The sequence below is a fragment of the Leptospira kanakyensis genome (assembly GCF_004769235.1).
GTDB lineage: Bacteria > Spirochaetota > Leptospiria > Leptospirales > Leptospiraceae > Leptospira_A > Leptospira_A kanakyensis.
On the sequence record NZ_RQFG01000019.1, the window covers coordinates 366,760 to 386,110 of the forward strand.

Below are 19,351 nucleotides of genomic sequence, written 5' to 3' on the forward strand. Positions count from 1 at the left end.
TTTAGCGAGGTTCTGGAACAAAATATCCCCCTTCATCTCTACCTTTTACACCTCTATGTTCCACACCAATGGCAAGTTTAATGTAACGATTGATTAACTCAGGATTGGTATCGGTTTTATAGGAAAGGATATAACGATAGTCTATATGAGATTTTAGTTTTTTATACAGTTCTCTTTCTTCTCCTTCACCGTCCAAAACAATATAACTGCCATTTGTTGGCCCAGTCATATCAGACCATGATTCTTCCAATGATGTGTTTGGATTTACTGTTAAAACATAAATAGGAATGGAGTGGGCTTTTGCAAAAGCAACAATTCTTGATTTTTGGTATTGTAAAAAACTCTCTTCTCTGCTTTCGCCGGAAACCAAATAAACAAGGACTCGTGGTCCGGTTTCTAGAGATAATTTCTGTAATGCAGCAATACTTGCCTTACCAAAATTATATTTTTCTTCTGAAACACTATCTCTAATTTTTGCTAAGATATCTCTTAAGGAAACCGTTTCAGGTAAAACCAAATTACTATCTTTTCCGGCGCGGTACAAAGAAATTTTATCTGTATCATGTAAAGATCGAAAAAAAGGAAACAGTCCGTCTTCTAGAGCAAGTTTTCCTTTTTTAAATCCCTCACTATTTTCATAAACCATAGCTACAGTTAGTTTATCGTTAAGTTTATTTTTTCTAGCCAAGGAAAATAGGGGAGTCATATTATCATTTTCGAAAATTCTAAAACTCAAACGGTCGATTCCAATAATTTCTTTCCCGGCACGGTTACGAACACGGGTATAAATATGGATGTCAGGAAATCCGGACGTATCCACTGATTCAATTTTTAAGTCTAAATTGGAAAGTAAGTGATTTTTCTGAGAGAATATATCGATTCTATGTTTTCCAAAATCAACAAAATACAAACTTCCTGTTGAGTCCATATTTGTTGCAAATGGACGAAACAAAACCCGATAAACACCCTTTTTATCTCGAAACTTACTCTGTTGCCTCCACTCACCATGTAATAATGAGTAGGTCCAAATTCCTGTAAGTTCATCGGTAAGGAAAATTTGGTTATCTAAAATCCGAATGCTTCTTGGTTTTTTCCATTCTGGTTTTTCGATTGTGTTTAAAGTATTCCCATCTCCGTCAAAAACAATGACTCGTAAATTTTCTTTATCTACAACATAGATTTTTCCATCATGAACAGTAATTCCTGAGGGATTACTTAGTTTAGAATTTCCAGATCCGTGGAACTCTAAAACAAACTTTCCATTCGAATTAAATTTTTGAATCCTTGCATTACCTGAATCCGCAACATAAAGATTTCCGCTTTGATCAATGAAAATAGAAGAGGGGCCTCGGAATTGGCCTTGGCCTTTTCCAGAACCACCAAAGGATGAGATAAAACTCCCCGACAAATCAAAAATTAAAATTTCATCCCGGGCAAAGTCCGCCACATAGATTTTTTGGCTAAAATATGCCAATGAAACAGGACGTTCTAATTTTCTAGTAATTCCTCCTCTCCAATTGGAAAGTGGATTACCCGCTGCATTAAATTTAATGATATTGGATGTATCAAACCCAGCTACATAAAAGTTTCCATCTTCATCGAATGTAATATCCACTGGATTACGAAACCGGTAACCTCTAATCGAATCCCCTTCAATGGTTTTGAAATATACTTTTTCTTTATCAGTCACGCCGCCGGCAATGGCAAGTCGTAGGGCTTCAATTTTGTTTACGATGAGGAGATCGTTTTTTGCTTTGGAAGTTAAAATTTCTAATTCGTCTAAGGCTTCTTCCCACTCACCTAACAGATAGTAGTTGTTTGCAAGTTCCAGGCGTGCTAAATGGAAATCTTTCTTTAAATTGACTGCCTTCTGAAAACGTTCCTTTGCGGCAGAATACTCTCTTAAATTTTTATAAGTAAGACCTCGTTTGAATTCTTCCTTGGCATTCTCTTCCCCCAAGGAAAAGTTGGGAAAGTCCAGAGGGAAAATTTGTGTGCTCACCAATAGAAAGAAAAACGATAGTAACTTTCTCAAAGACACTCCCTCCACCCCCAATCTAATGGGACATAATCTACAAGTCAACCCCTTCCTTGGGATTTGCAACCAGAGAATCCTCTTTATTCTCGACAGAATCTTAAATTTAGACAACATGGAAACCAAGTTATGTCTCCTGAACTGATAGAACGCGAAGTCCGCCGCAGAAAGACCTTTGCCATCATTGCCCACCCGGATGCGGGAAAAACAACCCTTACAGAAAAACTCCTTCTATACGGAGGTGCCATCCAACTTGCCGGTGCCGTAAAGGCCAAAAAGGAAGGAAAATCGGCGACTTCCGATTGGATGGCAATGGAAAAGGAGAGGGGGATTTCGATCACCTCCGCTGCATTACAATTCGAGTATAAAAACAGTATTTTAAACCTTTTGGACACACCGGGGCACGAGGACTTTTCGGAAGACACATACCGAACTTTAATGGCAGCAGATACAGCCGTAATGGTTCTTGATGCTGGAAAGGGTGTCGAACCACAAACCATCAAACTATTTCGCGTTTGTCGGGATCGGGGGATTCCTATCATCACCTTTATCAATAAGATGGATCGTCCCACTAAGGATCTTTATGCACTCTTGGATGAAATCGAAAAGGTGCTTGGGATCAAGGCTGTTCCCGATGTTTGGCCACTGGGAACGGGTTTTGATTTTAAAGGTGTTTATGATTTAAGAGACCAGCAGCTCTATCTTTTTGACCGCACTCCTGGGGGAAAACAAAAGGCAGTCTTTCGTATGGCGGGCCCCAATGATCCAAGTTTGGATGAACAATTTGATGCTGAAATTGTCACTGCATTCCGTGAACAAATTGATTTAGTAGAAAATGGAATTGGCCAAGTTGACAAAAATAATTTTTTACTGGGAAAGGAAACACCAGTTTACTTTGGTTCGGCGGTCAACAACTTTGGAATTGAACTTTTCCTAAATAAATTTTTAGAATTGGCACCCGGTCCTGACCATATCCCACTTCGGGATGGAAATTATTTGGATCCAATCAATGCTCCTTTTAGTGCCTTTGTATTCAAAGTGCAAGCCAATATGAACAAAGCACATAGAGATCGAATTGCATTCCTTCGAATTTGTTCCGGTGTGTTTGAAAGGGGCTTAAATGTAAATCATAACCGCTTAGACAAACCGGTTAAATTATCTTCTAGTTTTGCTTTTTTTGGCCAAGATCGTAACACGGTAGATACGGCATATCCAGGAGATATCATTGGACTTGTGAATCCAGGAACTTATAAAATTGGAGACGTACTTTCTACAGGAAATACACCACCGCTTCGTCCGCTTCCCAGTTTTGCTCCTGAACTTTTTGCTACCATTTCCTGTAAGGATACCTTACAGCTAAAGTCTTTCAAAAAAGGCCTCGACCAATTGGCAGAAGAAGGAATCCTGCATCTATTCACCTCACGAACGATTGGTGGTGGTGTTCCTATCATCGGAGCCATGGGTAAACTACAATTTGAAGTTTTCCAACGCCGTTTGAAGGATGAATATGGATCAGATACTTCCATTCATATCCTTCCCTATGGAATTTCTCGTTGGGTGAAAAAGGATGACCGTTCCAAAATTCCATCAAACGCTAATTTGGTGGAAGATTTATTTGGAAATATGGCACTTCTATTTGATACAGAATGGGATATGAACTATTTCCACAAAAACAACGAAGGAATTGAACTTTTAGACAATCCTCCTTTGGAAGATTAAATCACTTCAATCCCAATCCAGGTAATATCATCTAGGAAAGGGATTCCTTCGGAATAGGCTTTGATTTTAAGTTCTAACTCTTGTTTGATGAGTGACATATGTTTGGTTCCGACCGAATTAAAAAAATGAAGTAGTTCCGGTTCATATAACTTTTCCCTCTTAGCATTTTCTACGTCTTTTAACCCATCGGTGAAGAGATAAAAACGATCTCCTTTTTCTAAAGGAAGTTCTAGGATTTTTGGTTCTCTGTTTATTAACATCCCAAACATAGGATTTAATTTTTCATAACATTCCATTTTTTGTTTCGAATGATGTATCATTCCTGGATGGCCTGCATTGCCATATTGAATTGTGTTTTTATTAAAATCAAAAAGCAAAAAAATAAAGGGAACAAATGCATAAGGATCTGGAAAATTGGCAGACACACCTTCATTCATTCGTTTTAAGATGAGTTTCGGATCTGATTCTGTTTTTACAATTTGGTGAAATAAAACACGAAGTACAGTCATCATCATCGCAGCTTTTACGCCATGACCAATCACATCACCAAGGGCAAAAATCGATCGGTTGTTTCCTAAATCAATATAGTCATAATAGTCACCACCGACTTGGATGAGAGGTTTGTATAAGACCTCGTAATCTAGGTGCGGGAGTATGATAATCTGATTAGGAAGGTATTTTTTTTGTAAATCCTTTGCATAATCCATCTCCATTTCAAATTCTAAACGTTTTTTTGTTACGTTTTGAACAAGAACAAGAGCACCACTGGCAAATTTATATTTTTCTTCCAAAAACCAAAGTTGGTATGTGATCTCGAGTAAATATACAGAGCCATCCTCTGAATAAAATTCAGATTCTTCTTTCCTAAGGTTCTGCATATCATTTTGGAATTTGAAATCGTTTTTTAAAAACAAACTTACTTCTTTTTCAATCCATTCCTTTACGGAAAGTTGATCTTTGTATAGATTTGATACAAAGAGCTGCGGTTCAATTTCCTGGTTTTCTAATAAAATTTTGCCCTTGGGGTCAAAGAGGATTGCTGCATAAGGATATTCTTGTAATAGAAGTCTAAGTTTTTGTTTCGATTCAATTTCTCTAAGAGAGATAACGATTGAAAACAGAAAAGATAATACAAATAGAGTAATTAGAATCAAAATATTTCTTTTTAATGATTCTTTAATTGGAACGAGTACAAGGTCTTTGGGACTGACAATGAATAGGTGGAGCGGTAGGTCATACATAGGAAAACTTACCACAAAATAATCCATTTCCTCTTTTATTGATTCATGAAGAGAGGGTAAATTGGACTGGGTTTGGAGAAATGAACTCACATCAGACTTCCAAAATTCAGAAACCAAAAAATCATCTTCTATAAATCCTGAAATTCCAAAATCTCCGGAACTATTGAGTATAAAAAGACCTTCATTGGAATCACTATAGGGTGAATCAAGTAAGGCATCCTCCAAAAACTTTGCTGAATGGATCGATAAAAATTTTCCGTTGGATACAATTAGGTAAGAATTGGTTTCTGATTCCCACTTGCAGCGAACAAGAGTTAATTCCTGTTTTTCTAGAATCTCTTTTGTGATCGGGAAACAATGAGATTGGATTTGGGAAAACTCTGTAAGGGGGAGGTACCCAATATTCTTCTTGTTGGTAAGGTCAGAATTGATTTGATCACGAATTTGGTTTTCTAAATCAATTGTCAATAGTTGGATCCGAATGAGTTGAAATCTTTGGTTCCAATCCAATGCTTCTCTATACCTAGAATGAATCATTGATGCAATCAAAAGGAAATAGGGAATGATTAGAAACGCAATGATAGAAAGAAATAATTTAAGAAAGGATTTTGATTTGACTACGTATAGAAAATTATCCGCCAATTCACGAATTTTTTGTCCAGAAAACACGGATTAGTTTCCTTGGTGATTTCGTTTTAGATAAATTTTCTTCGGAATTTCTTCATTACCCAATCGATCGATTGCTGAAATTTCAATTTCCAAATCATTAAAACAAGAATTGAGAATACCCATCCAGGAATTTTTTTGGTCCCATTCAAACCAATCTGATTGTGGAATTTTTCCACAGGTAGTCCGAAAGCGAATGGTATCAAGACCGGATCCATCGTCAATTGCAGTCAGTTGGAGATTTGAATTCTTGGAAACGTATTGAATTGATGACTTTTTATAAGTTTCTGGCTGCCAATGAAATTCAGTTTTTGGTGGTGTGTTGTCTACACTAAATTCCCAAACCTGCATAGAATCAGAAACTCCTAGTTCATTGGTGACCTGGTATTCCAATTTATAATCACCATCTTTTGAAAAACTAAGTTCGGGTAGTTTGGTTGTCTTCCATGCACCACCGTTCAAACGATACCGAACTGATGTTTTCATTGGATGTGTGAGGATTGGTTTTACTTGGATTTTGTTTTCAGTCAAAAAGAAATGATTGGTTCCTTTTGCATTGCTAATGGGAACAAGCACATCTGCCGTGTTAGGTTTACGTGAAAGCACTTTTGTTGGTTCTTTCGGTTTCGGTTGTCCAAATGTGCTGACTGTATATAAATCCGTCCAAAACCCGCGGACTTGGCGTTTGGCAACAGCACGGATCCGAAAGTATTCATATCCATTGGGAATAAAAAGTTGGATTTTCCCTGGATTGGATAAAACGCGAAATGGAATTTCTAAATCAAAAGAACTTTGTTTCCATAATTCAAATTCATACTGAATGATATCATCTCTATCTGGTTCTAAAGTAAATTTGATAGTTTTTGATTCGGAAAAGATAGGAATACTGGCAAGTAAGAATAAACAGACAAATAGACAGGCGCGGAAAAGAATTATAGGATTCATTCTTCTTTTGGTTTTGGTGGGTCCGGTAAAGTAAATGGTTTTAATGGAGGTTTTCCTTTTTCTACAAAGGTAGCAAATCCGGAAGCAACATTCACAGTTACATTTTCGGCTGTTACAGCCACAAGGCCTTCGTAACAACTTAAAGTTGTGTTTCCTGAGGAATCAACCTCAGTCACAAAGTCTGTTCCCCGGACTTCGGAAACTGCCGAATCCGTTTTTAGAAGAAACATACGTTGGTTAGATGATGGTTTTTTCTGAATGAGGGAACGAATCCTTCCTTTTCGTAAGTAAAGTTCATCTGGTTCTGTATCAGACTTTCCTTTTTCCATAATCACGTGGCTGTTTTCTGTAATTTCAAACCGTGAGCCCGATAACAAAAGAAACTGGGCCTCGGATTCTTTAAAAGTCCTGACTTCGTCTTTGGCATAAAGTCCTTCTCCGAGTGTGGCTCCTGCCCAATCAGAACTTTTTTGCGAGACTTTTAGAACTTCTGTTTTTCCTGAATATCTTTGGATGTCAGCTAGTGGTTTTTTACCCAAACTTTTAGGAATCCATAATTTCATTCCAGGAATGATGAGATTGGGATTGTCGATTTGGTTGGATTTCAGAAGTTCCTTCCATTTTCTCGGATCATCTAAATAGGTTTTGGAAATGATGCTGAGAGTTTGTCCTTTTTCCACAATGATGGTAATCCCATCACCTTCTGGTGGATGGATGGTTTGTTTGGACTCTGCAGAAAGTGAAATAGGAGAGAAGTGTGCTAAAATGATAAAAACAAAAAGATAAAAAGAGAAAGGGAACCGGATTGGATCCCCAATAAAAAAGGCGGAAGTTTCCTTCCACCTTTTCCTTCGATACAGATTACTAAAGATGAGGAAATTTTGAAAATTCATACAATCCTCATCATTAGACTTGTTAGTCGATGTTTTCGGCAACTAATTCTGCAATGTCTTTTACTTTTACAGAATCAATTTTTTCAGCCGCTTTGACACCATCTGTAATCATTGTGATACAGAATGGACAAGCAGTTGCAATGGTAGTGGCTCCCGTATCCAGAAGTTGTCCTGTACGTTTGCTATTCACACGTGTACTTTCTGGGTTGGATTCATCCACATGTTCTTCCATCCAGTACTGCGCACCACCCGCACCACAACAAAGTCCTTTGGAGTGATGGTCGACTGCTTCTTCGATTTTTCCACCGGATACTTTTTTCACAACATCACGAGGGTTGTCGTAATTGTTGTTATAACGACCGATGTAACAAGAGTCGTGGTAAGTATATTTTCCTGTGTTTGCATCATCAGCCACTTTCACATCAATTTTACCATCTTTAGAGAGTTGGTTGATGTATTCCGAGTGGTGGATGACTTCGAAGTTTCCACCAAATTGTGGATATTCGTTTTTGATTGTGTTGTAGCAGTGTGGACAAGCAGTCACGATTTTTTTAATTCCGTAACCGTTGATAGTGTCTACGTTTGTTTGCGCTAGAGTTTGGTAGAGGTATTCGTTACCACCGCGGCGAGCCGAATCTCCAGAACAACCTTCTTCGGTTCCAAGGATTCCAAAGTTTACTTCAGCCTTTTGCATGATTTTAACAAAGTCACGAGAGATCTTTTTGTTTCTTTCATCAAAAGCACCCGCACAACCTACCCAGTAGAGTACGTCCACGTTTTTGTCTTCTGCTTCTGAAAGAACTTTAACACCAAGTCCATCAGCCCAGTCTGCTCTTGTATGAGCTCCCACACCCCATGGATTGGAATTGTTTTCCATGTTTGTGAAGGCTTTTTGAAGTTCAGGACTCATTTTTGATTCTGCAAGAACTAAGTGACGGCGCATTTCAATGATGGCATTTACTTGGTTGTTTCCCACAGGGCATGCTTCAACACACGCATAACAAGTAGTACATCCCCAAAGTGCTTCTTCACTTAAACCTTCGTGTGAGTTGATGACTCCCGTGTCTAAAGCAGCAACTGCCTCAGCACCTTCTTCAGGAGTTTTGCCTGCACGAGCAGCCGCAACTTCTGGCATCTTCTCTAACATTTGGTGTTTGAGTTCTACAATGATCGCTTTAGGATTTAAAACTTTTCCAGTTCTGTTAGCCGGGCATTCTACTTGGCAACGACCACATTCAATACAAGACATACCATCGAGTAGGTTTGGCCAAGGGAAATCTTCTACGCGGTTTGATCCCCAAACGGCATTTTCATCATCTAAATTGAGTTTAGATAGTTGGCCTTTAGGAGTGTCTGTTGCAAGGAAGTAGTTAAACGGAGCAAATATTAAGTGAGCGTGTTTGGATGTAGGAACATACAACATAAACGAGAACACAGTGATGATATGTCCCCACCACATAATTTGGAAAACGATGTCGGCAGAAGAGTTTGCAACACCAATGGATTCCCAAACGGATCCGATGGCTCCATCAATAAGACCTGCATGAGTGAAGTAAGTTGCCGCAACAGTCTTAGCACCATTCCCAAGTAAGGTGGTAACCATAAGAGTTGCAATCATACTGATCACAATAGCAGAAGCTGGAGAGTGAACATCAAGGCCCTTTGCCTTTTTAATCCAACGTCTCCAAGCAAAGAATCCAAGACCAGTTAACACAAGAATGGAAACATAGTTTACTGCTTGTTCGTAGATATGATTGGCAGCTTCACCCAAAAGAAATTCAGGAAGAGCAAATTTGTAAGGATCATCCATTACATAACCAAACACACCAGCAATCATTTGGCTTGTTGTGTGGATGGTGTACACGAGAAATCCGTAGAAAACAAACGCGTGCATGATACCGCGCACTGGTTCTCGGAAGTTTTTCTTTTGGAGGACTACGTTTATTAGAAAACTCTTTAAACGGAATCCGATATTTAGGTTCTTTTTAGCATCTTCATTGAAGAAAGCAGGACGACCATTGAAGATCAGTCCGAGCCTATAAAGGATGGCGCGGACAAAGACAATGTTTGCCACTACGAAAAATGCTGTGAATAATAGGTGAAAGAGTATTCTTCCGATATCCATTTATGTTTATGCCCTTAAGGTGTTTGGTATTTCCTAGGATTTGTATAGAAAAATGAATGTCCAGGAAAATTCGGTTTTTACAGGGATCTATCAGCAGATTTCCTGTCTAAGTAGGTAGAGATCATGAACTTAGACTCGTTTTCATTTAGCCCAAATGACCCCGCAGATGCCGTCCTTTTGAACGCTGTACAAGGCAAACGAATCTCCCCGAAAGAGGCTCTCATCCTTTATCAATCGGGAGATTTTTTAAAGATCCAAATGGTGGCTCGGTATTTGAGAGAGAAAATCAGGCCCCATACTCAGGCGAGTTACACAATGTTCCGCGTTGTGAATTATACCAACTATTGCAATGTGGAATGTAGTTTTTGTTCCTTTATGGATGAAATTGGGAATGGAAAAGGTTATGTTCTCTCCAAAGAAGACATCCTCCAAAAAATGGATTATGCCGTGGAAGAAGGGGCAGACCAAATGTTCCTGCAAGGTGGGGTTTATCCAAACCTTCCCTTCGATTATTACTTGGATGTGATTCGCACTGTAAAATCCAAATACCCGAAGATGCACATTCGTGCCTTTTCCCCAGTAGAAATCATTAATTTAGAAACGATCACAGGAAAACCATTAAGAGAGGTGCTTTTGATTTTAAAAGAAGCAGGCCTTGATTCCGTTCCTGGTGCCGGTGCGGAAATTCTCACAGAAAGAATGCGCCAAATCATCTCTCCCAAAAAAGCAACTGTATCCGAATGGGTACGCGCGATGGAAACCTGCCATGAGGTGGGACTTCTCGGATCAGCAAATGTAGTTTTTGGTTCCGAAGAAACAGAAGAAGAAGTGATCGAACACTTAACTGTGGTGCGTGACCTCCAAGACCGCACGGGAGGATTTTTATCCTTCATTCCGTGGACCTTTCAACCACAAACCAAAAGGTTCAAAGTAAGGCCGGTTCCCACACATGAATATCTAAAGGTTCTGGGAATTTGCCGGATTTTCCTCGACAATATCAAACATATCGAAACCTCAGTGATGGTTCTTGGAAAGGGTGTAGGACAGCTTGCTCTTTATTCAGGTGCCGATGATATCTCATCAGTTGTGATTGAAGAAAATGTCCTTCGTTCCTTTGGATTGAAAACAGAAAAAGAGGCACGTAAATTTCTGACAGAAGGTGGGTTCCAACCAGTGCGCCGGGACTTACTCTATGCGGAAGAATATGACTGCAACCAAGTGGGAGTGGATCTAGGTTAATCATCCGATTGGCTTTGTTGTCCTTTCCGGTCTCCACTTAAGCACTTGGGTAAAAAAAAAAGATGGGGGATTACGCTCCCCATCTTTCGAAATTTTACACCTTATCCGTAATGGACATAAACTGAGAATCAGTCTCAATTTCAATTCTACGGATTCTCGTAAAACTTGTCGATCATTTTTTTTTAAGATTCGATTAGGGTAATTCGGTTTCTGCCCTCATTTTTTGAGGTATAAAGGGCGGTATCGATTTTGTGGTAAAGTTCATCAAAGCTTGGATCGTCCTCGGGACGGAAGAGTGTGGCCCCAATGGATACCGTTAAGGTCAAAGATTCCCCGGGTTGGTTGTGGATGGGAATTTGCAAACGCTCTAATTTCTCGCGGATGGATTCTGTGAGTATTTCCAATCCTTCTTTATCGATTGGAGAAACTAACAAACAAAATTCATCTCCACCAATCCTTGCCGCAATGTCTGTAATTCTCGTTCTAGATTTTACAGTTTTTGCAAAGGCTTGGATGGCAAGGTCTCCCTGTTTGTGGCCATACTTATCATTGATGGCTTTCAATCTGTCCAAATCCAAAATCACAAGTCCAATGATAAATCCTTCGCGGTTAGATCTTTTTTTATAGAGATCAAACTGTTCTAACAAATGCCTTCTGTTAAAAAGTTCAGTCATCGAATCCACTCGTGATAAGTCTTCGATCTTTTGGTTGATTCGAAGTAATTTACCAACGGTGATTCTTAATCTAGCTTTGACTCGGTATTCCTCAAACCTCCAGTAGTTGATGAGTAAGTTAGCTACAAATCCAAAGGCCAGTAAAAAGAAAACAATGAGTACGTCTTGATAAAAGATGAAACGATCAAATCCCTGGATACGCGAAAAGTTTAAATGCAAGGGAATAAAAACGACAATATACAAAGTAGATAATAATAAAATTCGAAAGGGCTCAATCCATAAAAGGATGGAAGCACTGGCAATGACAATGGCTGAGCCGAACAAATAGTAAGCGTGGTTTGGTTTATCGTAAACCATCATAGGAATATAAAGTAGGATTAGGCCAATGAGTACTAAACTCGTGATTCCATAGATGTACCTTTGGAATAAACGAACTCTTTTTTTTCCAAATAGATAAACAAAGAAACAAATCCCGAGAGAAGAAATTCGAAAAAAAGCAATCCAGAAACTGGCTTCCTTCGTGCGGACAAGAGAATCCACAAAAAGTAAGGAGATGATAGAGGTAACAGCTGTCATCACACTGAAAATTTGTAAAGAAGAACCGATATCAGAAATATTTGTGGCTGTGAAGGCAGGATGATAGATTCGTAAAAACATTTTACGAAACACAAAAAAATACCTTTTGAATGTATGCCTACGCATATGGAACCAGAGCTAAGGATACAGAAAATCTAGGATCTGTAAACCATTTACTGGATCAGAAAATGATTACCTTTCTTTGGGATTTGGCGAGTACTTCAGGGATTGTGAGTCCGTCACTTCCTAAGTTACGAATCCTTTCTCCATTGGAATAAAGGATGACCCCTTTGATTCCAAAATTACCAACCATGGTAAAGGAAATTTGATCCAATCTGTCTTTTAGGATTTCCATACTTCCGCCGTAGTGAATGTCTTCGGAAAGAGAAATATGAAGGATTCCATTTTCCAATCGGTAATTAGGTTCCATACGAACTTTTTTGGAGAGAGCTGACAAAATCCCTTTTCCCTTTTCTTCTGCACTTGGACCTTTCGTGAGTTCTTGGAATAAAAAAGGGATGGGATCTCCACCTGGAAATTCACGGGTGAGTTTGACGAGTTGGGACTGGCTATTTTTCCCTGTTCCATAGAATTTTAGAAAATATACAGGTAAATAACCCGCATCCACTTGCAGGCGTTTGCCGGCGCCAGGAAACCTGTCTTCCGGAAGAGTGATTTCGGGAATGGAATCATCAACGAGTTTTGTGCGGGTTTTTTTATTGGATTCAGAATCTGGAAAGGTTTGAGTGAGAACTTCTTCTTCCCAATTTAAATCGTCTTCCCAGGTTTCTTTGCTAAAAGGGTCTGATGGTTCCGCGAATTTTGTTTTTTCTTGGGTTTTTCCAATGTTACGAAACCCTTGTTTAGGAAATAAATTTCCAGCGGCTTTGGGATCAAAACCCATAGATTTTTCAATGAGAACTAGTACAAGAAAAATCCCGCCAAGTAAATAGCGTAAAGATTTCCATTTATCTTCTTGGATTTGGGGAAGTACCGCCACACTATCAATGTCGGAAAAGTAGAGAAATTCGAATTTAAAAAAACTCTTTTAAAGTTGGTAAATCGTCGAATTTCCAATGGAAATCCGGAATTTCACCGGGAAGGCCATGTCCATAAGTGCAAAATCCAAAGGGACAACCATTTTCTTTGGCAGCTTCCCAGTCACTAAACCTGTCCCCGATCATAGCGATAGACTTAGGCTCTAAATTGTATTTGCGAACATACTCAGCGAGGATTTCACCCTTGGTATGGATGGTGTCTTGGTTGATGACCACTATGGGTTCAAAGTATTGTAATACACCTGCCGTGTCTAAAACGGTTTCGATATAGGCTTTCCTTCCATTGGAAGCGCAAGTGATGGTATAACCTTTTTCTTTTAGGTAATGGATGGTAGAACCTACGCCAGCATAAAAGTCCCCGCCGCCACTCCGAATGGAATCACAAAGGAGATCTAGGACTCGCGCGGAAATGGTATCTCTTTCCACTTCCGGCAAACTGGGAAGAAGATTGGCAAAAATGGTTCGCACTGGTTTCCCAATTTCGTTCATAATCTGGTCATGGGTGGGTAAGGACGCGATTTTTCCCGTCTTGGCAGCAAACTCTTCGATTGCCTGCACGTACGTCTTAAAGATTATGGATTCTGAGGAAAATAAGGTCCCATCGACATCGAAGGCGACCATGCGGATTTCCCCCAGGCGGTTTTCTTGCATTACCACCAGAAAAGAATTTGGTGGTCTCTTGGCAAGTAAGGAATTGGAAGTTATGCTCGTGCAAAGCAGTTTATCAGAAGTTCTTCGGGCGCGTGAAGAGTTGTATTCCCGGACAAATTGGACGGATCATACCTCGCAGTTACAAAACCGAGTGAAAGGGGAAGACCTTTCTCGGTACTTTGTACTAACAGAATCGGAAGAAATCGGAATCCGTGAAACCATTCGTTTGCATGTATCTACCACACCTTATTATCTTTCATTGTCCAGTCCTGATGATCCGAATTGCCCCATTCGTAGGATGATTGTTCCGCGTTCCGAAGAAGCTGTGCTTTCCTCTGAAGAAAGTTCTGATCCTTTGGATGAAGAACGACTAAGCCCTGTTCGTGGGCTCACTCATATGTATCCGAACCGGGTGTTATTATTTTCCAATCATTCTTGTAGTGTGTATTGCCGTCATTGTATGCGAGGTCGAAAGGTTTCTTCCAATGAAGAAAGAATGGAAAAAGGAGATTTGGAAAAGGCATTCGAATACATCCGAAACCATTCAGAAGTGGAGGATGTTGTGATTAGCGGGGGTGATCCCTTGAATCTAGCAGATTCCCGATTGGAATGGATTTTGTCGGAACTGAATTCCATCCCTCATGTTAAGATTTGTAGGTTAGGTACAAGAAATCCTGTCACTTTGCCTTTTCGCATCACAGGGGAACTGTGCAAAATCATTGAAAAATATAACAACGACAAACTATCTATTTTTTGTAATACTCAGTTCAACCATCCCATCGAATGCACAAAGGAATCCAAAGCAGCCATCCTTCGTTTATTGAAGGCAGGTGTATCTGTGGGAAACCAGTCTGTTCTTTTGAAAGGGATTAACGATGACGAAGAGACCATGCTCACTCTTCATAAAAAACTCCTGGAGATGCGCATCCGTGCCTATTATCTCTATGATCCAGAACTGATCCCTGGTTCTAGAGGGTTTCGCACTCCGCTTGCCCGTGGGATAGAAATTGTAGAATATATGCGGGGCAAAATTGGTGGGATGGGAATCCCTCAGTTTGTGAATGACCTTCCTGGTGGTGGAGGAAAAATCACCATTGCACCTAACTGGTATTTGGGTTATATTCCTAAAACTCGCCAACATGTTTTTCGTTCCGCGGTCACTAAAAAAATCCACCTTTCCTTTGAACCAATAGATTCAAATAAAGAATCCTATTATCCTGTATTAAGTGAAGAGGATTTGGAGAAACTAGGTCTATGAAACGCACCGTCATCCTCGCTTGCGATTTGTATGATCCAAAAACTCCTGAACTCTGCCAAGAATGGGAATCAGAAGAGACCATTCAGAATATGGAAAAAACCATCCAAACATTAGGATATGATGTGGCGGTTTTATCAAATCCATCCGAGATTGCCTCTGTTTTAAGTGGGATTCCTGTAACAGAAAGAACCCATTGGATGGTTTGGAATTTGGTAGAAGGATATCAGTCTCCGAATCGCGAGGCCTACATACCAGCGTTATGCGAATACTTGGCAGTCCCTCACACAGGAAGTTCAGCGGCAGTCCAAACCCTCACTCTGGATAAATACAAAACCAAACTATTTTTAAAGTCTTTTGGAATTCCAACGGCTGATTTCTGGTTAGTGGATGATCCAAAACAAAAACCGATCGAAAATTTTCCATTGTTTGTCAAACCGAATGGAGAGGGCTCGAGCCTTGGAATTGGAGAAAAAAACCTCATCCAAACAGCTGCAGACTGGGATGAGGTAGTGCCAGCCCTTGTCGACAAATACAATAAGGTAATTGTTGAATCCTATTTATCGGGAAGGGAACTCACAATCGGAGTTCTTGGAAACAAGGGAAATTACGAAGCCACAATACCGGCGTTTGTCGAATATCCGGGATCAGTTTACAGTGATCTTCTTAAATCAAAAGAAAGTTTTGTAGAATCTTTGGATTTTATAGTCCCAGAAGGACTTTCTAAGTCGCTCCAGACTTATGCCATTCAAATTGCCGATTTACTCGGAAGTTCTGGATACCTTCGTATCGATTTTAAATTGGAAAAAAACTTTCCTTATCTACTAGAAGTAAATGCGACTCCTGGATTTTCTTCTATTTACTCCACCTTGCCTTTGTTATGGGAAAACGGTGGAAAAACATACTCAGAACTCCTAAACCATTGTTTGGATCTGGGATTTTCTGAATACCAACATCATCATCGTTACAATTACGCAAAGGATAGAAACCTATGAACATCGTCGAAACTTTAAAACAGGATGTGGAAACCCATCCTGTCCTTAAATCGCAATGGTTATTAGAACGAAATATTTCAATGAGTTTTAATGACTTAATTTTATGGCTTAGCCAGGAATATTTTGTCTCCATTGGATTTGTAGATTGGTTTTTACTAGTAGCCGCGAAAACTAGAGACCAAAATGCAAAGATTGTCCTTGTGGAAAATATTTGGGGGGAACTTGGAGAAGGAAAAATAGAAGACACCCATGTTTCGATTCTAATTGAATTTTTAACAAAACTAAACTTTGATTTTGAAAACCACAAGTTATTACCAGAAACAAAAACCTACTTGGATAAAATGGAATCCATCATTGAAAAAGGTTTCTTTTATGGACTAGGGGCACTTGGACCTGCGAATGAATACCTACTCAAATTAGAATACTCGCAGATTGCTCTCGCCTACAAAAAACTAAAATCAGAAATGGCACTGCCAGAAGGTAAATTTTTTCAAGTGAACTTGGATGCAGATGAAGGCCATAGCCAACGAATGTTTGAACTCATTCAGGAAACAGCAATCACGGACGAATCAAAAAAACAAGTGATCGAAGGGAATTTACTCGCTCTTGCCGCGCGGGAAGATTTTTATACAGGACTTTCTCGTTTAGACAAAGAACGTGTTCTAAGTTAGGTTCTTTCGAAACCGTTTTAACAGATACATTGTTGCCATTCCGAGAAATGGAACTAGGGGCAGATACAAAAGGAAACTAAAGTATTTGTATTTGTCCATTTTCCAAAAAAGTTGTCTAACGGCAAAAAATCCAGGGTAACGATTTCCTGATTCGATGAATTGGACTTCTCCCGCACAAAGATCTTTGTTTAGTTGTTTGTGGATGGAATGAAGTTCTGTGTCTGTTAGTTGGTGAAAGGAAACAATGGCAACCTGATCCTTTGTTTTTTCACGTATGGATTTGGCAAGGCGGGTACAAAACCCACAGTTTCCATCATAAACTAAAACTGAATTTTTAGACAACATTTGGCTATACTACTTTGGAAAAAAAATCTTCCGGTTGTGCTTTTAATGTTTGGATGGTTGCTGGGATGAGTGACTGGTCCAGCCCCAACCAATAATAATACCAACTATCATCTTTTTCTATCCCTTGTGCGACTGACATATACCATTTATTGATATTATTGTCCGGTTTACTTCGCCAAAATAGGGGACGGCAACGTTCCAAAATTTGGTCCCAAATGTCTCGACCGACACCTGCACCTCTTGCCACACCATTGACAGCAAATTTAGAAAGTAAAAATCCATGTTCTGTTTTTTGCATCCAAGCGCAGGCCCGGTAAGATTCTTCTAAAAATAAAACATCAAATTTAGTTTTGTAAAATTCAGGTTTTAATGGTTTTCCAAAAGATTCCTCAATGAGTTGGAAAACTCTTTGCATATCAACATCATCTGTAGAATGGCAAACTTTGATTTTGTTTTTTCGCTTAACGAGAGTTCCACTTCCCTTAACTGTAAAAAGTTCTGTAAGCAAAGTGAATGGGGAAGTGAGAACAATACTAAATTTTGGATCCTCTATTTTTGACAATAGATCCTCAGAAAGTTGTATGAATTCATTTTGTGATCTAGATATAGCTGTTCCCTCTGGTAAGGTCAACCGCGAGTCACTCTGTAAGATGGATTTTACCTTATTTGTATTTGGATCTTTCAGTGGACCATCGATGGAAACATAAATAACCTTAGAAGAATGGAGGATGGAGCGACAACGATCCAAAAGTGCTGAAAGTTTTTCTGATTCATCATCCCAAAGTAGGATAGGAATTTTTTTCTGACGAATGCTACTGATGACTTCTTCTTTGAGTGGTTGGTTTCGATCTACCACTTGATAGGAAAAACCAAGACTCCTTTCTCCATCTGCATTCATTTGTTCGAGTGGGAAAAAAACCTTTAAGTATTGGAAACTATCTACTTCTAAAACAACAAAGGGAAAAAGATCGAGTTGGTAGAGGAGTTTTAGATCTGAAAATAAAGCCTCTGAACTATTAAAAATAGTTTCTGAGTCGGCATACAGAATCGCAAACGATTCGGGAGATAAAGATTGGAATTCTTTTAAGAATAGAAGTCCATCTCTTGGATCTCTTGTGATTTCAAAGACTCTGCTGAGTACGTCTTTGGAGTTCATTTCCCCCCTCTAATCTCATAATCTACAATCTTTGCCTTGAGGTTTGCATGTTTCAAACTTAAATGTGCGTTTTCTTTGAGTCCAAACTTCCCAAGGAGAGAAAAATCTCCCGAAAGAACCGTAAACTTCCAACCACCAAACTCATTTTTAATGACCTTTCCAAATTGGAAGTACATCTCTTTTAGGTCATCCATTGGTTTTCCAATCCGATCCCCATACGGCGGATTTGTGACCACATGACCTTTGTCTCCAAATGTGTTTTTTAGGTCCAAACAGTTTCCCACTTCAAAGGAAACAAAGTCTTCGACTCCTGCCTCATAAGCGTTTTCTTTTGCTATGCGAATCGCTTCTGGATCCACATCAAATCCAAAAAGATGAGGAGAGTTTGGTTTTTCCATTTTTCTTTCGGAAAATACATAAGTAGGAAATAAAATCTGAAAAACTGGTGATTCGGCAAATAGAAACCGATTGATTTCGCCGTAAAGACGTTCTCTAAGAGCTGCTTCAATGAGAATGGTTCCTGACCCGCACATTGGATCCACTAAAGTATTTCCCTCTTTCCAACCAGAGACTTCGAGCATAGCTTGTGCAATGGGTTCTCGAACAGGAGCGTTTCCTGCAAAGAGTCTATATCCTCGTCTTCCGACAGGATCCCCGGAAAATGAAAGTTCAATGCTAAATTTATCTGTATGAGACCGGACAACGATGGTGATGTCTGCCATACGTTTTTCGATTTCAGGAAGAGGGATTTTTTTACTTCGCAAACGATCGAGTACTGCATCTTTCATACGATGCATGGTAAACTCTGAGTTTTTTAATTTGTCCTTGGTTTCTGCATCAATTCGAAAACTAACTTCTGGGCCAATGTATTTTTCCCAAGGAAGTTCACTGGCTTTGGCATAAAACTCATCATAAGTTTCTGCATTGTCATGTAATAACTGTAAGTTAAGTCTAGAGGCAAATTTTGTATGAATGGCAAACTGGATGACATCTTCCTTTTTGCCGGAAAAAAAAACTCCGCCCCGATTGGAGCTGCCTATTTTGAGATGGTGAGTTTTTAATTCGGATTCCAAAAGCGGAGATAGTCCTTCTCCGCAAATGGCATGG

At 39.4% G+C, this 19,351-nt stretch carries 16 protein-coding genes; 5 read left to right on the plus strand and 11 right to left on the minus strand.

What is annotated here, in order from left to right:
* Window position 1: 1 nt before the first annotated feature.
* A complete protein-coding gene (locus EHQ16_RS16075; protein WP_135632225.1) occupies window positions 2-2,035 on the minus strand; it encodes a 6-bladed beta-propeller in 2,034 nt (677 codons plus the stop codon).
* 129 nt (window positions 2,036-2,164) lie between these two features.
* On the opposite strand from EHQ16_RS16075, the gene EHQ16_RS16080 reads away from it, so the two are divergent.
* Entirely contained in the window at window positions 2,165-3,754 is a 1,590-nt protein-coding gene (locus EHQ16_RS16080; protein WP_135632226.1) for a peptide chain release factor 3, read from the plus strand.
* On the opposite strand, the gene EHQ16_RS16085 is transcribed toward EHQ16_RS16080, so the two are convergent.
* The 4 genes from EHQ16_RS16085 to EHQ16_RS16100 are packed head-to-tail and all read right to left on the minus strand — an operon-like array spanning window position 3,751 to window position 9,624.
* Entirely contained in the window at window positions 3,751-5,664 is a 1,914-nt protein-coding gene (locus EHQ16_RS16085) for a PP2C family protein-serine/threonine phosphatase (protein WP_135632227.1), read from the minus strand. The genes EHQ16_RS16080 and EHQ16_RS16085 overlap by 4 nt on opposite strands.
* Window positions 5,665-5,667: 3 nt before the next feature.
* Window positions 5,668-6,606 carry an LBF_2017 N-terminal domain-containing protein gene (locus tag EHQ16_RS16090; protein WP_135632228.1) on the minus strand — a complete coding sequence of 313 codons (939 nt, stop codon included), beginning with the start codon at window positions 6,604-6,606 and terminating at the stop codon, window positions 5,668-5,670.
* Complete coding sequence (locus tag EHQ16_RS16095; RefSeq protein WP_135632229.1) at window positions 6,603-7,499, minus strand: FecR family protein; 897 nt, start codon at window positions 7,497-7,499, stop codon at window positions 6,603-6,605. The genes EHQ16_RS16090 and EHQ16_RS16095 overlap by 4 nt, the downstream gene beginning before the upstream one ends.
* Before the next feature lie 22 nt (window positions 7,500-7,521).
* A complete protein-coding gene (locus EHQ16_RS16100) occupies window positions 7,522-9,624 on the minus strand; it encodes a (Fe-S)-binding protein (protein WP_135632230.1) in 2,103 nt (700 codons plus the stop codon).
* Window positions 9,625-9,747: 123 nt separating this feature from the next.
* Here EHQ16_RS16100 and mqnC point away from each other — a divergent pair, with 123 nt between their 5' ends.
* Window positions 9,748-10,863: a cyclic dehypoxanthinyl futalosine synthase gene (mqnC, locus tag EHQ16_RS16105; protein ID WP_135632231.1), complete on the plus strand. Its 1,116-nt coding sequence runs from the start codon at window positions 9,748-9,750 to the stop codon at window positions 10,861-10,863.
* A gap of 182 nt (window positions 10,864-11,045) precedes the next feature.
* Here the strand turns inward: mqnC and EHQ16_RS16110 are convergent, their stop codons facing one another.
* From EHQ16_RS16110 to EHQ16_RS16120, 3 genes are all read right to left on the minus strand, one after another.
* Window positions 11,046-12,206, minus strand: a complete 1,161-nt coding sequence (locus EHQ16_RS16110; RefSeq protein WP_244242112.1) for a GGDEF domain-containing protein — start codon at window positions 12,204-12,206, stop codon at window positions 11,046-11,048.
* Window positions 12,207-12,294: 88 nt separating this feature from the next.
* The gene (locus EHQ16_RS16115; protein WP_135632233.1) at window positions 12,295-13,113 is read right to left on the minus strand and encodes a GerMN domain-containing protein; all 819 of its coding nucleotides are present in this window, start codon (window positions 13,111-13,113) and stop codon (window positions 12,295-12,297) included.
* A gap of 34 nt (window positions 13,114-13,147) precedes the next feature.
* A complete protein-coding gene (locus EHQ16_RS16120) occupies window positions 13,148-13,792 on the minus strand; it encodes an HAD family hydrolase (RefSeq protein WP_244242113.1) in 645 nt (214 codons plus the stop codon).
* 82 nt (window positions 13,793-13,874) lie between these two features.
* On the opposite strand from EHQ16_RS16120, the gene EHQ16_RS16125 reads away from it, so the two are divergent.
* From EHQ16_RS16125 to EHQ16_RS16135, 3 genes are read left to right on the plus strand one after another with little or no spacing between them, the layout of a single operon-like run.
* Entirely contained in the window at window positions 13,875-15,080 is a 1,206-nt protein-coding gene (locus EHQ16_RS16125; RefSeq protein WP_135632926.1) for a KamA family radical SAM protein, read from the plus strand.
* The gene (locus EHQ16_RS16130; RefSeq protein WP_135632235.1) at window positions 15,077-16,072 is read left to right on the plus strand and encodes a D-alanine--D-alanine ligase family protein; all 996 of its coding nucleotides are present in this window, start codon (window positions 15,077-15,079) and stop codon (window positions 16,070-16,072) included. The genes EHQ16_RS16125 and EHQ16_RS16130 overlap by 4 nt, the downstream gene beginning before the upstream one ends.
* The gene (locus EHQ16_RS16135; protein WP_135632236.1) at window positions 16,069-16,743 is read left to right on the plus strand and encodes an iron-containing redox enzyme family protein; all 675 of its coding nucleotides are present in this window, start codon (window positions 16,069-16,071) and stop codon (window positions 16,741-16,743) included. The genes EHQ16_RS16130 and EHQ16_RS16135 overlap by 4 nt, the downstream gene beginning before the upstream one ends.
* Here the strand turns inward: EHQ16_RS16135 and EHQ16_RS16140 are convergent.
* From EHQ16_RS16140 to EHQ16_RS16150, 3 genes are read right to left on the minus strand one after another with little or no spacing between them, the layout of a single operon-like run.
* Window positions 16,735-17,088, minus strand: coding sequence for a DCC1-like thiol-disulfide oxidoreductase family protein (locus EHQ16_RS16140; RefSeq protein WP_135632237.1), 354 nt, complete (start codon window positions 17,086-17,088; stop codon window positions 16,735-16,737). The genes EHQ16_RS16135 and EHQ16_RS16140 overlap by 9 nt on opposite strands.
* A 4-nt stretch (window positions 17,089-17,092) precedes the next feature.
* Window positions 17,093-18,244: an acetylglutamate kinase gene (locus EHQ16_RS16145; RefSeq protein ID WP_135632238.1), complete on the minus strand. Its 1,152-nt coding sequence runs from the start codon at window positions 18,242-18,244 to the stop codon at window positions 17,093-17,095.
* Window positions 18,241-19,317, minus strand: coding sequence for a THUMP domain-containing class I SAM-dependent RNA methyltransferase (locus tag EHQ16_RS16150; RefSeq protein ID WP_135632239.1), 1,077 nt, complete (start codon window positions 19,315-19,317; stop codon window positions 18,241-18,243). The genes EHQ16_RS16145 and EHQ16_RS16150 overlap by 4 nt, the downstream gene beginning before the upstream one ends.
* Between the last annotated feature and the right edge of the window lie 34 nt (window positions 19,318-19,351).